Raw genomic sequence first — 19,136 nt, forward strand, 5'->3', positions numbered from 1 at the left:
GGCGCTATTTTTGTATAAGGCGTACTTTAACGCGTGACACACAATTAAAAACTTTTGCTGGTTTTATAATCTCGAAAATGGGCTTACAACACCATTGGCTCCTTGTTGTAAAACATGAGTATATATTTGGGTTGTTCGCACATCACTATGGCCTAATTGTGCCTGAACCGTGCGAATATCAGCGCCACTTTGCAATAGGTGCGTTGCAAATGAATGGCGTAAGGTATGTGGTGTAACGTGTTTCCTAATTTTTGCATCGTCAGCAGCCTGTTTAACAGCGCGTTGTAATTGCTTTTCATCAATATGATGACGCCTCAGCTGCTTACTCTCAGGATCAATGCTTAATTTATGTGATGAAAATAAATATTGCCACCCTAATTGTTTGTTATGGTTTGGATATTTTTTACGTAACAAATGCGGCATGTAAGCGCCGCTATATAAGGGGTTTTTCAGATCTAATTGCAGGTAACTATCAACTAATTGTATTTGAGAACGTAATTGCGGTATGAGCTCTACTGCAAGCGTTACAACACGATTTTTACCTCCTTTGCCATCCCAAATTCGAATGCAGTTATAGTCAGAGTCAATATCGTGTACTCGTAAACGCAGTACCTCCATTAATCGCATACCACTGCCATAAAGTAGTCCACAGGGTAAATAATGCTTCGCAGAGCACACTTTAAAAAAATTATTTATTTCCTGCTGCGTTAAAACTACCGGTAGTTTAGTTGCTCGTTTGCTCTTAATAAAACCTAATGATAATGAGAGTGGCTTTTTAATCACTTCTTTAAATAAAAAGCTCAACGCATTTAAGGCTTGTGTTTGAGTATTAGGAGCAACATTTTGTTGGTTGACTAAATGATTTAAAAAAGTTCGACCTCATTATCTCCCATCGTTGTTGGGTGCCTCATAGAGTTAAAACGAATAAACGAAGCTATCCAGTATAAATACGCTTTAATGGTACTTTTAGCATAACGCTTTAGATACATTTGTTCGGCTATCATAGTTAAAAAAGGTGATTTCATGATATGAATCTCTAGTAAAATTTAACTGTATATATAGACAGTGAATATTGTTTTGTCCAATATTACTGATCTCCACCATTTCGATGTATTTTCGCACTGATTAAAAATAATTTTCAGTTAACTAATTGTTTACAGGTGTTTATTTGATGGTTAAGATAAATGCATTGTAATATATGGACATTTGTCGGTTTATAAAACGACAAATGTCGTAGACAAAATTGTTAGCATGCTGTTCAAGCCAAGGAGTTACTTTGCAAAAAGAAGATTATTATTCGTCATTGGGCAGCAGCGCTAGAGATTGGGTAGACCTCCAGCAAGCTGAAGTAAACAGATCGCTAAAAGTGTGGGCTGCTTGTTCGATACTTGCCATATTATCCCCAATGTTAGCTTTTTTGTTAGTTGATACATCAACAAACTTGCCGCAATGGTTTCAGCGAAGCGGTACACTTTTATTAGTGTTCTCGTTACTTGCTGAGATTAAAGCGCAAGTTGTCAGGAAAAGTATTTTCGTTGTGGATGCTAATCGTCTTTATTGCCATCTGCACATAGAATCAAAAAACAAAAAGTGGATGCCATTTGTTCAGTATTTCACCTATTTTTTGGTTGCTGTTGGAACTTTAATAACTGGCTATGGCGACATTATTTTTAACAAAATATGTAACATGTAGGATGCTAACAAACAAAGCCAGCCGAGCGCTAGCGCCGCCTGCTTTGAGCGTTAGCTGTAAAAACAGGTATCGGGATGTGTAATGTTTAGAGCTCATTTTATATTTGTAGTAATAGTTCTTTTTACTGGAAATATAATTGCAACAATAATAACTGCCAATTCAGGGAATCCGGATAGCGCATGGTGGCCAGTGTTCCTGTGTGTTTTCAGCGCAGTATCACTCGTCTACGCAGGTCTTTTTTCTCTTCTAGCCAAATGGAAAAAGATGAGTATCTTTCCTGCTGGTTACGTTCATATTCTAGTTGCAGTTTCGTTTGTAGTTTTAATTATCCTATTTTATAAATTACCAACGGACTGGAATGCAATTAACAATGGTGCAGAGATGTCTTCCTTACAAAAACTGGTGCACTCCGATATCAGCGGATACATTTTGTATTTAGTTGGCTTTCTAATGTCATTGTTGGTGGGTTATACGTCAAAAAGCGGAGAAATCAGCTAACAAGCCAATGTACGCCGACAGTGTACAAGCTGTCCGAATTGGCGTTCCGCTGCACTCCACGTTACGCGAATTCGATCAGCTTATACACTGCGGGTAATTGGGGCGTTAGCTTTTTACTAGCATTGAGTTAAAAATTACTCCACAGGTAAAAGATGGAATCACAAAAACACATAATCACTCGCTCTGAATCATCGATTAGGCTATTAGAGTCGGCTCATAAAATGTTCGCCTACGAATTTGATGATCTTGCGACATTTTCAGTTCTTGGAGCAGTGGTTATTGCCAGCGCCGAAGAGCTCCATTTGGAAAAATTGGATTTACAAGAAAACAACCCTTTTGGTGATGTATTATCTAAAGACATCAAAAATCAAATAGGCAAATGGTTTAACTTTCTTAAGCATGGTGCAAGAGGACCTCGTAGTCCTGGAGAGGAATGCGATTTTTACTTTTTGGCGAATGAAGAGGAGCGGGATTTACTTCTTTTTCAGATATTATGGCATGCAACTTTGTTCCATATGGCTGCTTATGGGAATAGCAGCCCTATAGTTCAAACAGTTATAATGACACCGATTCTAATGTTTTGTATTGATGACGATGAAGATCCAGAGGAAGTCGAACCGCTACAACAATCAATGCAAAAAAATATAAGAAAATTATGTAAAATGCACTATGAAAGAGAAGGGAACGCTCTGAAAAATGGTATAGATTTGTAAAAGGCAGACAAAGATTTTTCCGAAATGATTAGACATTTAATCGAGCCGCTAATCAATACTCCCAAGCGTGAAATTAAAAACATACGGTCGAAAGCCAAAAGCTAACAAGTTACTCAAACGGACGCTAAACAGTTGGCTAACGCTTGTTCCTCGCAATTTTAGCCAACAATTTCGCGCCGCTTAGTAAGGCGTTATAAGGCATAGTCGAAGAATGTTGAAAACGGAAAGATTACTGCTTCGTCAATGGACAGAGGATGATTTTCTTCCATTCGCTGAAATGTGTAACGATAAAGAAGTAATGGAATTTTTTCCAAAACTTCAGACCCAAGAAGAAAGTTTTGAGATGGGGAGAAAAATCCTATCCCTTATCAATGAGCGAGGATGGGGTTTATGGGCAATAGAAATTCCTAATCAGCATAAATTTATTGGCTTTGTGGGTTTGCATACTCCTACAAATAAAATGCCGTTTTCACCTTGTGTAGAAATTGGGTGGCGATTATCAAAAAAAGAATAAACAGGACACCCATCTTAATTTTGCAGTTTAGCAAACGTAGTACTAGGCTTTCATCAGTATAAAAAACAAGTAGGGTGTCTTATGGCAATTGCAAGAAAGCGACAAGTAAGTTTGGTTGATACAAAATATTACCACTGTGTCTCGCGCTGTGTTCGACGTGCTTTTCTGTGTGGCGAAGACCACATTACAGGTCAATCTTACGAGCATCGACGAGGGTGGGTTGAAGATAAGTTGCTTGAATTAGCCAAGATATTTTGTATTGACGTCTGTGCTTATGCAGTCATGAGCAATCATACGCACTTAGTGTTATATGTTGATAATAAAAAAGCGAATAGGCTTAATGATAAAGCGATTGTTATTCGGTGGCACAAGCTGTGCAAAGGCACCGTACTTACGCAAAAGTACATACAGGGCGAAAAGCTAGGTAAAGCAGAGCTTATCTTTTTTAATCAAACAGTAAAAGAATATCGAGAGCGCCTATCAAGCATTAGCTGGTTTATGCGCTTATTGAATGAAAATATAGCGCGTAGAGCAAATAAAGAAGATAACTGCACAGGTAGATTTTGGGAAGGTCGGTTTAAATCTCAAGCACTCCTTGATGAAGCCGCACTTGCCGCCTGTATGGCGTATGTAGATTTAAACCCCATCAGAGCAAAAGTAGCAAATACACCAGAAGACTCTGACCATACAAGTGCTCAAAGGCGCTTAAAAAGCGCAACAGAAGGTAAGCAACCTAAACAGTTACTTCGCTTTGCAGGCATGTCACGTCAAATTATGCCAAAAGGGTTACCGTTTGAGCTTAAATCGTACCTTAAACTTGTAGAGTTAACAGGGCGTTGTATAAGAGAAGATAAGCGAGGGTATATTAAAAATAATCACTTACCCTTACTCGAAAGAGTGAATATTTCCCCCGAAAACTGGTTAAAACTCACGACCCGATTTACACGCGTATTTCATGGTGCAGTAGGCAGGCCCACTTCACAAATAGGTTACTGCGAAAATTTAAATCGAAAACGGCGCGCGAATATTGGTAACTGTGTAAAGTTGCTTGCATAGATTAAAAACCACAAAGAAAAAAATTTAAATTGCAGTTATGCAATCATTTTCATGCTTATAATTTAGGGTTTAAGGGTAAAATGGCTCATTTACTACATGAAAGGAAGTAACGCAGTCGTGAAAAATCAATTATTGACCTAAAAAAATAAATCTAGTGACTCAGCTTTGCTTGCTAAATTATAGTGGGTGTCTGTTTAATTTGTTAATAGGTTACTGCGAAAATTTAAATCGAAAACGGCGCGCGAATATTGGTAACTGTGTAAAGTTGCTTGCATAGATTAAAAACCACAAAGAAAAAAATTTAAATTGCAGTTATGCAATCATTTTCATGCTTATAATTTAGGGTTTAAGGGTAAAATGGCTCATTTACTACATGAAAGGAAGTAACGCAGTCGTGAAAAATCAATTATTGACCTAAAAAAATAAATCTAGTGACTCAGCTTTGCTTGCTAAATTATAGTGGGTGTCTGTTTAATTGTAGTGGGTGTCTGTTTAATTTGTTTTTGAGATAGGTACTCTTGACACTAAAATCTTTGAAAAGTATATTGGACTATTTAGAGGAACTAATAGAATTGTTAAACGAAAAACATCTTAGCAATGATTACTAACTATAATGGAATATAAAATGGATTCAACAGCTGCGAACCCTCAAAAACACTCTCTTACGCTCGATATTTTTGAAGAGCATCTTCATAAAGCAATTGATAAACCCACTGTTAATTATCGTATGGTACGGGTAGGACCCTCCCGAAATGGGCGAGGTAGCAAGCTAAAAGTTCACAACGGGGCTCATAAGGCAACTTGGGCTAAAACGACCATTAATAGCCGCTTAAGAACCATCAATATTGATGTTTACCTTAATTTTAAACAAAACAGTTTGCAACAAGGCGATTACCTTAAATTAAAAACGTTGGCTATAGCTGGTATTAAACAATATTGGTCAAATACAATTACAGTGGCGGGTGTGCGTTTTAATGTAATAGTTAATCCTTTACATAAAAGTAGTTCTGATGCCATTCCTGTAGACCTAGAGATAGAAGAAAGTGAAAGTTATGGTCGTTCAATGAATCCAGCTATATTAGGTATTGATGCGAGTTTTATTTATCAAAGAGGATCTGTAACAGCTGGAATACCATCAAAATTGATCGATGATGAATTTAAGTTGGTTTCAGCGCATGAGTTTGGCCATTCTGTACTTATTTATGTAGGAGGTATTAATTTATCTTGGGGTCATAAAGGTAGTACAAATATTCTCCTTCAAAATGTTAAAGCGTCTTCTCCAGGTTATCCAAATCAAGGAAAGATTGATCTTATGAAGTACTACAATGACACAAAAAATACGGCTAATCTAAAGCAACGCATTACACGCAGTGAAGCGCTTGAAGTTGATATAAAAAGATTAATTTGGAGTTCTGAGGTCCTATGGAAAGATTAAAGGTATTAATTTTTGGATTACTAATAATTTTTGTATTGAGCTCATGTTCAAGCATTTACTGGGCTAGTGTTAAAAACTCTACAGCTGAAGAGTTAATGGTTAAATTGGTCTTTAAAACTGAGTACGGTACTCAGGTAATGGACATGCCATTAAAAGCAGGTGAAGTAAATGTTTGGCAATATGAGCAGTCATCAAGTGAATCAAAAATAATGGATAAATATTTATCTTCAATTGAGATAAGTGACGACAGTGGCTGTTACATAGCTTTTAATAGAGAAGAGGTAAAAAAGAAGGTTAAAAATACAACGCGGCAAATCATAATTTCTCCTGATGATTTTCAAAAAGCATGCGAGAGGAAATTTAATTTAAACACACCATAAAAATCTTTTGTAAAGCTCCCCAAAAGGTCTGAGTTAAGTATAAATTGTTTAGCCTTGTAAGATTTATTTTCAAAGTTAAACATTAAAATAAATCTTACAAGGCAATCATCATTCATTTAAGTGAGTATCACTTTGGCGTTACCATCATCAGCTTTGCATCTTTCCCATCCATTAATACTGCTACATTACCCTCAGTGGTTACATACACATCCCTTATTCGGCCTTTTGCTCCTGGAAATATGTGTGACTGGGTGAATTCGCCATTAGCCAGATTAACGCTGTAGAGCTTTTTATCAACGAGTGTGGTGATGAGCGCATGCTTTTGAAGTGAAGGGAATGCGGCGTGTTTAGAGCCGTAATACGCCATACCCGATGGGGCGATTGATGGCGTCCAATCTACGCTTGGTTTTTGCATGCCGGGGTAATCTCTAAAAGGAGAAATACGTGCTTGTGAATAATCGTCACCGTAGGTGATCACCGGCCAGCCGTAGTTGGTAGCTGGCGTTAAGTAATTTAACTCATCGCCACCGGCGGGGCCGTGCTCGTGGCTAACAATTTGCTCGGTATCGTAATCATACACTAAGCCCTGTGGGTTTCGGTGACCAAGCGAGTAAACAGCGTGTGCATTGGGGTTTTTGTGATTAATAAATGGGTTATCTTTTGGGATAGTGCCATCTAGGTTTATACGTAATAGTTTGCCAAGTTGGCTGGTTATTACTTGTGCTTGCTCTCTAAAATCAAAGCCATCTCCGGTTGAAAACAGTAGAGTGTTGTCGGGTAAAAAGAGGGCGCGGCCAGCGTAGTGTTGTGGGGTATTTTTATCAGTCGCTACTGTGTAAATAATAACAGGCGTTGAAAAGCCGGTGCCATTAAAGGTAGCTTTTGCAATTACTAGGCGATTAGCCTCAGCTGTGCCTTGTGCGTAGGTAAATATAGCTTCTTTGCTGGTGTTAAAATTAGGCGAGAGCACTATATCAAGTAAGCCGCCTTGGCCTGCAACGTATAAACCTTCAAGGTTTAAATTTACTCTAGTTTGCTGATTGTTTTTTACAATAACAACGTGGCCGTCGCGCTCTGTAATTAGCCATGACCCGTTTGGTAGCTTAACCATGCTCCACGGCGAATTTAATTGTGCTGCGAGTGTGTGAGTGCTGTACTGCTCTTTAGGTAATGTAGCTGCACTGGCGGTAGACGCAAAAAGCCCTACAAACAGCCATAGCGCTAATTGAGAGAGTCGTTGTTTACATTGCAAGCCTTTGCTACTGTAAGAAAAAAGCTTTATTTTAAGTTGAGATAACCATGCCATTTTTAACACGTTTACTCCCTATATTTTTAGTTTCTTGGTTATTTACCTTTACGCTTGCTAGCTTGTTTCATAGCCAATACGTTGTCAATCAATTAGTTGATGTGGGCGTGATGGTCAGCTTAAGCGACCGTATTAATTTAACGCTAGATGATTGGTTAGGGCTATTACCTACCTATGGCGCTATTATTGCCATTGCTTTAGCTATCGCTTTTTTTGCTGTTGTGTTACTTGTTAAAAAGTTTGAAAAATACAGCATGGTGTTATTTGTGGCATCGGGTATCACTGCTTTTGCCGTGGTGTTAGTGGCCATTGAGTCGATTATGAATATTCATATTATAGCGGGCGCACGTGGAAGGGGATTTTATTTGCAATTACTAGCAGGTGCTTTTGGTGGCTTGTTGTTTGCCTTGTTAACCAAGGCGTTAGCCCCTAAACAGTACATTAAATAAAAAAAATCAGTGGCTAACGCTAACCGTTAACCACCACGTTAAAATACGATGTAAAACGTTAATTAAAGCGCTACACAATAAGCGCTACATGATAAGCGCCTTAATAGCCTCTAAGCCTTTTCTGAGTGTGGCTTCATCGTTAGCGTAGTTAATGCGTACGCACTGGTGTTTGTGCTCCCATCTATCTTCAATGCCAATAAAAAAGTTATGCCCAGGAATTATATATACATCTTGCTCTTTGAGTTTTTGATAAAGCATTTCGCTGGTTATTTTTGAGTCTTTAAACCATAGCCACATAAAAAACGCGCCTTCGAGTTTATGTAAATAAACAGGCAAGTCTGCAAAAATTTCATCAAACAGGTTTATGGCTATCTCTGCTTTATTTTTATAAAAAGGCAATACCGTATTTTTACACAAAGGCAGTAATTCGCCTTCGTTAATTAAGCGGGTTACTAAGCTTGGGCCAATAGCGTTAGGCGATAACACCATAGAGCCGTTAACACGGCCAATGGCTTTAATTATTTCGTTATTGGCAACCACAATACCAGTGCGCAGGCCTGGCAAGCCCAGTTTTGAAAGCGACATACACAATATAATGTTTGAGTTCCACGTAAGGTTTGCATCGGTGTAAATACAACCTGGGAAAGGGTCGCCGTAGGCGTTATCAATAATTAGGGGAATATTGTACTTGTGTGCAAGGGCGTCTAGATGGCGTACTTCATCATCGGTAATGACATTACCAGTTGGGTTGGTAGGGCGCGATACGCACAGTGCACTAATACTGGTATCGTTGGCTAATACGTTTTCTACCGCGTCAAAATCAATGACATATTTAAACTGCTTAGAGCCATTGAAGGTATTTAAAATTTCGATGTCGGGTTTTATTGCCACAAACATATCATCAGATAAACCTTGGTCGGCGTAACCTACGTATTCAGGCGCAAGCGGAAACAATATACGCTTATTAGTGCCATCGCTCATTTTGCCCGCAAGCATATTAAACAATACAAAAAAGTTAGCTTGGCTGCCGTTACCCAGTGCTATGTTTTGTGGTGTTAAGCCCCAGTCAAACTCGCTATTGAGCTGTTTAGCAAGAGCCGCTCTAAATTCGTCATTGCCAGTTGGCCCGTCGTACAAACCAAATACTTGCGATACTTTATTACTGGCTACTAGCTTTTGTAATTCATCTAAAAATACAGCATTAACCTGTGGTACGTGTGCAGGGTTACCGCCACCTAGCATAACAATATTTGGATTATTGCTTGCGTTAGCGCTGCCTAAATCTTCCATAAGCTGCGTTATTCCGTTGGGTTGTGTAAATTTAGTACCAAAATTTGAGTAGTTCATAATACCTATGTGTGCGCTAATAACGAGGAGGGCAGTATAGCCTAAATAAAGGGCTTTATTTGCATGTTGAGAATAATTCACGGTTTAGAACTTTAAACCCTTTAGGGTATAATTAATGCACTTTTATTCGCTAGGTTATTGTTATCAGTAATTTTGAATCGACTTTACATCACACTACGCTTGAGGCTGAACCTGCCGCTGATTTAAACGAGCCTGTAGTAAAAAACACGCAATTTAAAATAGCCACGTTTAATTTATTTAACTACCTTGAGCCGCCTAATGCGTATTACGATTTTGAAAAAATTTATACCGCAGAGCAATGGGCACGCAAACAGCGTTGGATTGTAGATTATTTAAATGAGTACGCGCCTGATGTAGTAGGTTTTCAAGAAGTATTTAGTATTGAACCGCTAAAAGCGTTAATGGCGCAGCAAGGCTATACATATTTTGCTGTGGTTGATACGCCAGAGGTGATTGATGATTTTATTTTTAAGCGCCCGGTTGTGGCAATAGCGTCTAAATTTGAGATTGTTGATGTTGCTGCGGTTAAGCACAATACGGAGCTTGTTGAAATGCTTGGCCTTAATAGTAATTTTACGTTTAGCCGTAAGGTGTTAAGAGCCACCATTAAATTACCCCATGTAGGTAATACCGACTGCTATGTAGTGCATTTCAAGTCAAAACGAGCCATGATTGAAAGTGATGAAAGTACTACTAGCTCAGCCAAAACCGAGCCACCCTCAAGCGAAAAAAACATAATAGACACTCTAAAAGCAAATGTGGCCGGCTCGTGGGGCTCAACCATTCAGCGCGGCAGTGAAGCCACTTTACTAATGATAGAAATGATTGCTCGACGCGAAGCTACACAACAGCCTATGGTGTTAATGGGCGATTTTAATAACGACCTAGCCGATGGCGTGTTGAGCCATTTACTAACGAATACATTGCGATTTGCCCCAGCGTTTGATGTTAAAACATACCTTGCTAAATATTGTTTAAATGACGCATGGCAGTTATTTAAAACACTAAAAATGAGCCAATTTACGGCGCACAATACACAGCAAAACGCTGGCAGCCATGCAGATGCTCAACAAAGTAATGGCCCCTCGGCGCCGTTATTAAATCGCAGCCCTACCAATTACTATGGAACAAGTAGTACGGTACTTGATTATATTTTACTCTCGTGTGAATTTGACCCAAGTTACGATGATAGCTTTTATGAAGTGAGTGATTATCATACATACGACAGGCATTTAATAAACCCAGAATACGAACGAGACGATTTAACAACCGATCACGCAGTGGTATCAATTACGCTAACGTTAAGGAGTTAATACGTGGGTAACATTTATAAATAGGTTTGCAGCTTTTACATTATTATTGAACCTATAAATTATAAGTTATTAATTATAATGAACTTATTTTAGGCTTGAAACTTGCTATTACTACTGAGTTAAAACAATTTTAAGGACATAAAAATGACTGAAGTTGCGCTTTCTGCCTATATGGCGTTTTACGTTTACTTAATAATGTTAGTGGTACAATGGTCGGTAGCTACCTTTAGCAAAGCTAAACGGCCTAATGCTGTACCAGGTAAAATTAGCGATGATTTATCGCACGACAGTTTTATATTTAGAGCCCATCGTACTTTTCATAACACACTAGAAAACAGCGCGCTGTTTGTTGGTACTGTGCTGTTTGCATTTGTTATAAATTACCAAAGCCCTATATTTGCCATGTGTGTTTGGGTGTATGTAATAGCGCGATTAATTCATATGGCGCTGTATTACGCTATAGCCACAGAGAAAAACCCAAGCCCACGCACGTATTTCTTTTTAATCAGTTTTATAGCCAATATTGTTATGCTAATTTTAATTGGCTTAAGATTATTGGCTTAATCAAGTTAAACGGAAAATAAAGTTAACAACCACTATTATTTAAATTTTTGGCGATTGGATAATAAATGGGCAATGCTATATAGTTAAAATTTATGAATTAATATTTAACTTTCAAAGGCAACGGATGAAATTTAAAATAGCATTTATGTTTTTACTCGTTTCAATGTTTTTAATTTACAAGTTTTATTCTCCCCAAGAAACCAATAATAGTGGTTCTAGTAATGCTTTGAATAAAGGCAGTGAAGCGGGTTTAAAGCTATTGAATAATTTATCACTGGGCAGCCAAACTAAGCAATTTGAGTTATGTTCAAATAATTTAGAAACGTTAAAAACTAACGACGATTACTCTACTTGTGTTGATAGCGTATTGATTAATGAAAATAAACGTCTTTTAAGAGAACAAGCTAAGTTAGTCGAACCAATTTACTTAGCCTGGATATACTTTAATTGGCAAGAAGCTTTATTGCATTTAACTAGTTTAAAATTGGAACTACAGGATTTTTTAATAAAAAAAATCGCGTATACCGTAGGGCAAATAGATTTACAAGAATTACTCATTTGGATTGATAATAGTAAATTAAATAATGATATAAAGGCAAAACTAATTACAGCTGGGTATTTATCCTACATGGAAAGTAGACCAGAAACAGTTCTAGAGGAAGTAAGCTACCTCTCCAATACCTCGATCAAAATGGCAGTAATAGATAATTTGCTAACGCAATGGGGCGTTCAGGACACACTAGAAGCGCTTAGCTGGATTGAGCAACAACCCAGACCTGATATGTATATGCGGTTGATATTACCTATGTTAACGGCATTAATTGATAAAGATACTTCTTTGGCTGAAGAGACTATTTTATTACTAGACGATTCACAAATAAAATATGACGCCGTTGCGTATTTCACACAAAAGCTTGCTAGTGATGATATTGAATCATCAGAAAGCTGGGTATTGTCATTACCTGGTGGTCCTGTAAGGCAAGCTGGTTTGCGCAGGCTAGTAGAGGTAATGGCTACACAGAGAGTCGAACTCTCACGTATACTCGATATCATTTTAGCTGAAAATGACTTAACACTTCAGGGTAAATTATTGACAAATTTAGTCGCTACTTCGCCTGAAAAAGGACTAGATGCGTTAAAAGAAATAATCCCCACATTATCATTTCCTATAGCGGTTAGAAAGTCACTTTTGGCTGCACTTACCAAGCGTCTAATTGCTCAAAACCCTGATGCAACAAAAATATGGCTTAATTCATTAACTCCTAGTGAAGAAACTAGTTATGCTAAGCGTTTGGCTGGCGAGAATATGTTAGCCAGCAGCTTATCATCAAGCATAGAGATTGCGAATAGTATGTATAGTTCAAAAGAGCGAATACTTTTGATTGAAGCGGCATTTTCATTTGTAAAGCAACAAGATGAAATTGATTACAATTTTCTGTATAGAAGTTTAGTTTTGACTGAAAGTGAAATAACCCATTTAGAAAATCACTATAATGATTAGTTGTTAGGTGAGGGAATTTAAAGCTTAGTGAGTGCATCAGCTTATAAGTACTTTGCATTAAGTCTCAACGAATGTGTTTTAAAACTTATTAAATGCAGTGAGTATATCGCAAACATTAGAGGGTTTGTAAACATAAGTTCCGCACTTAATAAGTTAAGTTTTTAATATATTACTGGGCTTTATAAACTCGTATCCAATCTACCCAAAATATACTTTTATTGGGATCTGCAAGCTCAGATGCATTAGGCTTAACGTCTCGCCATGGCTGATGTTCCATATCCAGTATTATGTGCATAGGCTTGTTTAAGCCTGTTCCGTTAGTATAGTTTTCAGGATCAATAATATTTGGGCCAGAGACACTTCGAACCAAAACACCATCTATATAGTAATCTAAATTCCACGCATCCTTCCAATGTACTCCATATCTACGAAATTTATTGCGGTATGTTTCTCCGTTGTTGTAAACCCAAGAGCCAGCGTCCTTTGGCTGGTAATCTTGAAATGGGTCTCGAATAAATACGTGATGACTAACATGCATACGTTGGTCAAACCACTCTTGGCCAATTCGGTCGCTACCATATGACTCCATAGCATCGATTTCTTGGGTAGAATCAGCACTAAGCATCCATACAGCATTTGCCATAGTGTTGTTTGTTGGTTTTACCATCGCCTCTAGGTATAGGGGGTAAGTAAAGGTTGCTTTAGAAGAAATAATACCTGAGAGAACTTTGTTCGTACCTGCTTTTTCGGTTGCTTGCAGACCAAGCGCCCCGCCAGTTGTATATGAGTGGCCAGCGCTAAATTCTGTATCGCCAGGACCTAGCCAAGCATTTATATAAGATGCGTTCCAACGATTATTAAAAGCAGCTGGTTTATTATTAGGTTGTGCAATGTAGTTAAACTCATCTGAAACACTTTGTAACTGCCAGCTTTTACCTGCGCCTGCTTGTGCTGGAATACTAAAAGGGCTCCAATCAGCTGCCTGGACTGAAGTGATAGACATAAACAAAGTGCTACCTATTAGTAGCTTTAGCTGTTTCATATAAAATCTCCATTTAAATTAATGTTGAAAGTTTAAAGAAATAGATAAACCTTCTTTAATTTGCCGATACACATTTTTTAGATAGTCACACGATAATTTCGTCTTGAATAACGCAAATATGTGAAAAGGCTGTCAGTAAAATATTCTTTTTAAGTCCGATAATTCGCTTAAAAATCGAACTAGGTATAATATTGCATAGATGTTAATCGTTAACAATATTTAATCAACAAAAATAATAGTAAGGGATGTGCAATGAAGAGGAAGAAGTGTTCTATAAGTTTTTAGTAGTAAAAGTAAAATGTTGGATGCTATTTAAAAACTTTGCAACTTTAGAGGGTTGTAAAAACCAAGCGACAAACCTGTAAAGAGGAATAGAGTAGAAAGGGTAAAGTGAAGGCCTAGTAAATTAAGGCCTTCGTTCTGAGCTATTTACTTGACGTATTTAACTATTTTTTATTCAATATTGATTTGTGTACTTGTTACTATCCCATCGTAATTGACAGAAACGATAACTGTACCGTTACCATTTGAATTACTCGTTAATCTATATCTAGCCTGATTGGTTCCAATATTAATTAATTCAGCATTTGCAATTGTGCTACCATTTACACTCCAATTCGCAAATTCTGAAACATTCAAGCTAGAAGAGGTATCACTATAGTTAGCGGTTAATGTTAAATCTAAAGTACCCAGAGGGCTCAAAGTTAATGGATTTTCAGCGCCATTAATTTGAATACTTTCTAGGGTTGCGTCGCCTTCAACTTGTACGGCTACTGTTTTATACACTCCACCACAGCTCGCAACAAGCTCTGTAACGCCTGGTTTTAATGCGAGTAAAGTACCTTTATTTTCGCCCTGTTTTGTAACACCGACAGTATATGAATCTAACGTAGACCACTTTATAGTATTGTCTATATCGAAAGGAGAAGGATTGTTTATTAGATTGGCTTGCGCAGCTACGCTTATACGAGAACCTAAGTTTAATTTGATAATATCCTTAGATGTATCATCAGAAAGAATATCAATACTCTCTAGGTTAACTGGGTTGGCTGTGACAATTAAGGTATCCGATATGTTACCTATATTCGCAGTAATTGAAGTGTTCTCAATTTCACTTGATGAGGTATATAGTGTACCGTTGTTATCGATTAACGCGCTTGTTTCATCATCAAGAGTAAAACTAATATCTTTTATTGTATTTAAAGATATATAGCCATCTGAATAAGTAATATCTGCACTAATACTTGCTTCTATACACGTATTAATGTCACCTATTTCTGGTGAGGCTTGTTTTAGTTCTATGTTCGAAACGGCTTCATCACTAATTGACATTTGTCCTTCACCGGATATTTCATTTATTGTAGTGCCAGTAACCGTAATCAAACCTCTATCCAGTGGAGAATTAGTAATGGCTGTCACTAAGCCACGACTATTGACAGTGGCTACTTCTGGGTCGCTTGTACTCCAAGTAAGCTCATCGGTTACATCTCTCGTTTCTCCGTTACTATCTATACCCATGGCTTTAAGCTGAAATTGTTCTCCAGGTCTAATGCGTGTTTGATTATTGATAATAGTAACGGATTCTATAATTGTACCTTCAGTGCGAAGCTCTTCGAGAGTTACTGCTTTTTTTAGGTCGGTTGACTCAGTATCAGAGCCACAGCCAGTAACTGCTATTAATAATATCGAAATAATAGAGAGTTTGTGAGAGGTGTGTTTTATTGCCATTTTAGGATTGTACCTTTTAAAATGAGAGAATGACTAAAATTGGTAAGTAAAACCAAGAGAAATAGCTGTTATCTCGATATCGTCTTTGTCATAAAGTGATTGATAGCCAAGCCTTACTTGGGTGCTGTTTAAGTATGGAATATCTTGGTGCATTGCCACACCCCAGGCAAAACCTTTATATTGAAATTCATCATTTATAGTTTCTTCAGGGCCATTAACTGTAATATCTGTTTGCGCATAGCCGACTGAAACATCTAAACCGAAACCATTAACAACATCAGACTGCATTACGAAAAATAATGCGGCACTTTTTTCTATATCGAATTCAATGCGATAAAGGTTATCTTTCTCGTTGGCGGTTAGGTATTGGGCTTCAAAAGCCATATTATTGTTACTGACCCCTAAACGAAGTGCAGTTGATTTTGGCTTAACATCTTCGTTACTAATTGCCATTTCAGGTAATACATAGTCAACACCAATATATGCGGTGTCTGCAAAACATTGCGTTGAGGCACAGAATAGGAGTAGATAAAGAGTTTTTTCCATGTGAAAGTAAACTATCCGTAAATTATTATAAGTAAGGATGGTATATAATTGACTTAACTTAATCAAGGGAAGAGATTCGCTTGGATAAAATTAGGAACAAATTATAAATACCTGATTTAATAGCGTAATGCGCAATAAAAATCGCGCTATTTTCGGCTTATAATCTTATCTTGGCTAATCTACACCAATAAACCCACCGGTTTGATGCGCCCAAAGGCCAGCATAAATACCATTTTGTGCAATGAGCGCTTCGTGGCTGCCTTGCTCTACAACGCGTCCTCCATCAAGTACAATAAGTCTGTCCATTTGCGCAATGGTCGATAGCCTGTGAGCAATGGCAATCACAGTTTTACCTGTCATTAAATCATCTAGGCTTGCTTGTATTGCGGCTTCAACTTCTGAGTCGAGCGCACTGGTGGCTTCATCGAGTATTAAAATAGGTGCATTTTTCAGTAATACCCGCGCTATAGCGATACGCTGGCGTTGCCCACCAGAGAGGGTTACACCGCGCTCGCCTACTTGAGCATCAAACCCTTTATTGCCTTTGCTATCTTCTAAATCGCTTATAAACTCGAGTGCTTTAGCTTGCTTGGCAGCGCTGAGCATTTCGGCTTCTGAGGCATCGGGCCGGCCGTATAAAATATTATCTTTTACAGAGCGGTGAAGCAGGGAAGTGTCTTGCGTAACCATGGCTATATAGCGGCGAAGGCTTTCTTGGCTTACATCGGTAATGTTTTGGCCATCAATTTTAATCGTACCAGAATCGGTATCGTAAAAGCGTAGAAGTAAATTAACTAACGTTGATTTACCAGCGCCAGAGCGACCCACTAAGCCAATTTTTTCACCGGGTTTTATATGTAGGTTTAGGCCGTTCATTACCGGACCGCGATTGGTTTCGTTAGCGGCTTTGCCGTAGTTAAAGTGAACATTTGAAAACGCTATATCGCCCTTAGAAACGTTAAGCGTTTTTGCATCGGGTTTGTCATCTACTTTAATGGGCGTAGATAAGGTTTTCATGCCATCGGTGGCGGTACCAATGTTTTCAAACAAGCTGCTTATTTCCCACATGATCCACTGCGCCATGCCATTTAATCTAAGCGATAAACTAACAGCAACAGCAATGGCGCCTGCGCTAATTGCACTTAACGACCATAAATAAAGGGATAGTGCGGCCACACTAAATACTAATAAGTAATTTAGGCTATTAATAGCAAAGTTAAGGCTGGTTACTAAACGCATTTGCTTATAAACAGGCTGTAAAAATACATCCATACTTTGTTTAGCGTATTGTTCTTCACGTTGTGTGTACGAAAAAAGCTTAATGGTCGATATATTTGTATAGCTGTCAACTATACGGCCGGTCATTTCAGAGCGCGCATCGGCCTGCGAGCTGGCAATTTTTTTAAGTTTTGGCACAAAGTACATTTGAATGGCGGCATAAATAATTACCCACACTAAAAGCGGTAGCATTAAACGCCAATCAGCTTCTGCAACTAAAAACACCATAGCGCCAAAATAAACCACAATATACATTAGTACATCGAGCAGTTTCATTACGGCTTCTCGTACGGCCAGTGATGTTTGCATTACTTTTGTGGCAATACGCCCTGCGAACTCGTTTTGATAAAAGCTAACACTTTGGCGTAATAAGTATCTATGCGCCGACCAACGAATCGACATAGGGTAATTACCCAGTAATGCTTGGTGCAAAATAGCCGAGTGAAAAAACACCACAATAGGCAATACCACTAAAAGCACTACCGCCATTTTTATAAGTTCGGCTTTTTGCTCTTCAAACAGGGTTTGCGGTGTGTAGGTGCCCAACCAATCAACCAATTGGCCCATATAGCTAAATAACGATACTTCTAAAATGGCAAGCAGGGCAGCACTAACAGACATTAAAACTAACGAAAGCTCCATACCTTTAGTGTAATGACGACAAAACGCAAATAATGTAGAGGGCGGCTGCGTTGGCTTTTGCTCAGGAAATGCGTTGGTCATTTTTTCGAATAATCGATACATTTTATAAACTTAAATGACAAAAAATAGAAAAGGATCATACCATTTAAGTGGCGCGCTGTAGATCTTTAGCGACTAATTTACACTGCTACTTTTATCGAATAGGGTTTGTGAGGTTTACGCCTTTAATCATATAAATGTCGTCATAGCGTAAACCGCCATTTCCGTAGGGCTTTTTGTGTGGGCCCGTATTACAGTTAGCTAAAAAATAGTTAAGTGGGCGCTCGCGTTTCATTCTAAAGGTGGCATTTTTATACACTAAGGTTTGGTTTTTAAATTCGCCGCCTTGAACGTATACATTGTATTGCTGGCCTTGCATTTTTACCGATGCATTATTAACAACGTACCAAATGTTGTACCAACTGTTTGTATCAAGTGGTTTAGCCGATTGCGCTTGTGCATAGTTTTGGATATTACTATAGCCCTTATCAGTTTTGACCATTAGCGCCCCGGTATTGACTAACCCATTTGATTCGGTTTTATCGGTTACTCGTAGAGTGGCTTCAAAGGCGTCGTAGCCATGAACGTTTATTTGCTCTGGCTCTAAGTTACTTAATCCAAAAGCATGGTTATTTGGAAAAGAGGCAACGTTAATGCGGGTAAAAAAAGTGTAGGTTTCGCCAACGGGCACTGTTTTTGGAAGCTTTTTATAGCTGAGGGCTTTTCGGTTGCCGACAATACCATTTTCGGCAGGCTTTTTAATTAAAAAATGGTTAATCCCTTTGGCTGTATCCTCAACTTCTATTTTAGTTACTTGTGGGTTAGCAACATAAGGTTGAGTTTGATTGTCTGTGTCGGCCTTTGTCCAGCCTTTTAGCGGTTGTTCAAAGTTATCTACTAATAGCCACTTTGCAGAGGGGGCGTTTTGATTGTTTTGGCTACAGGCTAATAATCCTGAGCAAGCCACTAACAGTAAGCTGTATTTAACGCGCATAATCCCTCTTTTACTAATGTAAGTATAAGCATATAAATTGGTAAACCAATATATGACTTTTAATTTTTCAAACTTAA

General features: G+C 38.2%; 18 protein-coding genes and 1 pseudogene. 11 read left to right on the forward strand and 8 right to left on the reverse strand.

The window, feature by feature from the left end:
• Positions 1 to 63 precede the first annotated feature (63 nt).
• A pseudogene (locus OIZ54_RS00780) lies at positions 64 to 1,025 on the reverse strand (integron integrase).
• A gap of 251 nt (positions 1,026 to 1,276) precedes the next feature.
• On the opposite strand from OIZ54_RS00780, the gene OIZ54_RS00785 reads away from it, so the two are divergent.
• The 7 genes from OIZ54_RS00785 to OIZ54_RS00815 all read left to right on the forward strand — a co-directional run bounded on the left by OIZ54_RS00785 (position 1,277) and on the right by OIZ54_RS00815 (position 6,289).
• Positions 1,277 to 1,693 carry a hypothetical protein gene (locus OIZ54_RS00785; protein ID WP_264389412.1) on the forward strand — a complete coding sequence of 139 codons (417 nt, stop codon included), beginning with the start codon at positions 1,277 to 1,279 and terminating at the stop codon, positions 1,691 to 1,693.
• Positions 1,694 to 1,774: 81 nt separating this feature from the next.
• Entirely contained in the window at positions 1,775 to 2,191 is a 417-nt protein-coding gene (locus OIZ54_RS00790) for a hypothetical protein (RefSeq protein WP_264389413.1), read from the forward strand.
• A gap of 152 nt (positions 2,192 to 2,343) precedes the next feature.
• Complete coding sequence (locus OIZ54_RS00795; protein ID WP_264389414.1) at positions 2,344 to 2,904, forward strand: hypothetical protein; 561 nt, start codon at positions 2,344 to 2,346, stop codon at positions 2,902 to 2,904.
• 211 nt (positions 2,905 to 3,115) lie between these two features.
• Positions 3,116 to 3,418 carry a GNAT family N-acetyltransferase gene (locus OIZ54_RS00800; RefSeq protein ID WP_264389415.1) on the forward strand — a complete coding sequence of 101 codons (303 nt, stop codon included), beginning with the start codon at positions 3,116 to 3,118 and terminating at the stop codon, positions 3,416 to 3,418.
• A gap of 81 nt (positions 3,419 to 3,499) precedes the next feature.
• Positions 3,500 to 4,474, forward strand: coding sequence for a transposase (locus OIZ54_RS00805; RefSeq protein ID WP_096041621.1), 975 nt, complete (start codon positions 3,500 to 3,502; stop codon positions 4,472 to 4,474).
• Positions 4,475 to 5,099: 625 nt separating this feature from the next.
• Positions 5,100 to 5,909: a hypothetical protein gene (locus OIZ54_RS00810; protein WP_096739541.1), complete on the forward strand. Its 810-nt coding sequence runs from the start codon at positions 5,100 to 5,102 to the stop codon at positions 5,907 to 5,909.
• Positions 5,897 to 6,289, forward strand: a complete 393-nt coding sequence (locus tag OIZ54_RS00815; protein ID WP_264389416.1) for a hypothetical protein — start codon at positions 5,897 to 5,899, stop codon at positions 6,287 to 6,289. Before OIZ54_RS00810 ends, OIZ54_RS00815 begins: the two co-directional genes overlap by 13 nt.
• A gap of 127 nt (positions 6,290 to 6,416) precedes the next feature.
• Here OIZ54_RS00815 and OIZ54_RS00820 read toward each other — a convergent pair whose 3' ends face one another.
• Positions 6,417 to 7,604 carry a PQQ-dependent sugar dehydrogenase gene (locus OIZ54_RS00820; protein ID WP_264389417.1) on the reverse strand — a complete coding sequence of 396 codons (1,188 nt, stop codon included), beginning with the start codon at positions 7,602 to 7,604 and terminating at the stop codon, positions 6,417 to 6,419.
• Here OIZ54_RS00820 and OIZ54_RS00825 point away from each other — a divergent pair.
• The gene (locus OIZ54_RS00825; RefSeq protein ID WP_264389419.1) at positions 7,589 to 8,044 is read left to right on the forward strand and encodes a hypothetical protein; all 456 of its coding nucleotides are present in this window, start codon (positions 7,589 to 7,591) and stop codon (positions 8,042 to 8,044) included. The two genes, OIZ54_RS00820 and OIZ54_RS00825, sit on opposite strands and share 16 nt — an antisense overlap.
• A gap of 84 nt (positions 8,045 to 8,128) precedes the next feature.
• Here OIZ54_RS00825 and OIZ54_RS00830 read toward each other — a convergent pair whose 3' ends face one another.
• Complete coding sequence (locus OIZ54_RS00830; RefSeq protein WP_264389682.1) at positions 8,129 to 9,391, reverse strand: valine--pyruvate transaminase; 1,263 nt, start codon at positions 9,389 to 9,391, stop codon at positions 8,129 to 8,131.
• 239 nt (positions 9,392 to 9,630) lie between these two features.
• Between OIZ54_RS00830 and OIZ54_RS00835 the strand changes: the two genes are divergently transcribed.
• The 3 genes from OIZ54_RS00835 (at position 9,631) to OIZ54_RS00845 (ending at position 12,790) form a co-directional block, all read left to right on the forward strand.
• Positions 9,631 to 10,725 (forward strand): endonuclease/exonuclease/phosphatase family protein, encoded by a 1,095-nt coding sequence (locus OIZ54_RS00835; protein WP_264389683.1) that lies wholly within the window; start codon positions 9,631 to 9,633, stop codon positions 10,723 to 10,725.
• 144 nt (positions 10,726 to 10,869) lie between these two features.
• On the forward strand, positions 10,870 to 11,289 hold the full coding sequence (locus OIZ54_RS00840; RefSeq protein WP_264389420.1) for an MAPEG family protein: 420 nt from the start codon (positions 10,870 to 10,872) through the stop codon (positions 11,287 to 11,289).
• 124 nt (positions 11,290 to 11,413) lie between these two features.
• Positions 11,414 to 12,790: a hypothetical protein gene (locus OIZ54_RS00845; protein WP_264389421.1), complete on the forward strand. Its 1,377-nt coding sequence runs from the start codon at positions 11,414 to 11,416 to the stop codon at positions 12,788 to 12,790.
• A gap of 169 nt (positions 12,791 to 12,959) precedes the next feature.
• On the opposite strand, the gene OIZ54_RS00850 is transcribed toward OIZ54_RS00845, so the two are convergent.
• The 5 genes from OIZ54_RS00850 to OIZ54_RS00870 all read right to left on the reverse strand — a co-directional run bounded on the left by OIZ54_RS00850 (position 12,960) and on the right by OIZ54_RS00870 (position 19,059).
• Positions 12,960 to 13,832 carry a family 16 glycosylhydrolase gene (locus tag OIZ54_RS00850; protein WP_171036152.1) on the reverse strand — a complete coding sequence of 291 codons (873 nt, stop codon included), beginning with the start codon at positions 13,830 to 13,832 and terminating at the stop codon, positions 12,960 to 12,962.
• Positions 13,833 to 14,285: 453 nt separating this feature from the next.
• On the reverse strand, positions 14,286 to 15,560 hold the full coding sequence (locus OIZ54_RS00855) for an Ig-like domain-containing protein (RefSeq protein WP_096041629.1): 1,275 nt from the start codon (positions 15,558 to 15,560) through the stop codon (positions 14,286 to 14,288).
• Positions 15,561 to 15,593: 33 nt separating this feature from the next.
• Positions 15,594 to 16,106 carry an outer membrane beta-barrel protein gene (locus OIZ54_RS00860; protein ID WP_096041630.1) on the reverse strand — a complete coding sequence of 171 codons (513 nt, stop codon included), beginning with the start codon at positions 16,104 to 16,106 and terminating at the stop codon, positions 15,594 to 15,596.
• A 174-nt stretch (positions 16,107 to 16,280) separates the two neighbouring features.
• The gene (locus OIZ54_RS00865; protein WP_264389422.1) at positions 16,281 to 18,128 is read right to left on the reverse strand and encodes an ABC transporter ATP-binding protein; all 1,848 of its coding nucleotides are present in this window, start codon (positions 18,126 to 18,128) and stop codon (positions 16,281 to 16,283) included.
• Positions 18,129 to 18,219: 91 nt separating this feature from the next.
• Complete coding sequence (locus OIZ54_RS00870) at positions 18,220 to 19,059, reverse strand: hypothetical protein (protein WP_064385110.1); 840 nt, start codon at positions 19,057 to 19,059, stop codon at positions 18,220 to 18,222.
• Positions 19,060 to 19,136: the final 77 nt, after the last annotated feature.

Source organism: Pseudoalteromonas sp. A3 (genome assembly GCF_025942345.1).
Classification (GTDB): domain Bacteria; phylum Pseudomonadota; class Gammaproteobacteria; order Enterobacterales; family Alteromonadaceae; genus Pseudoalteromonas; species Pseudoalteromonas atlantica.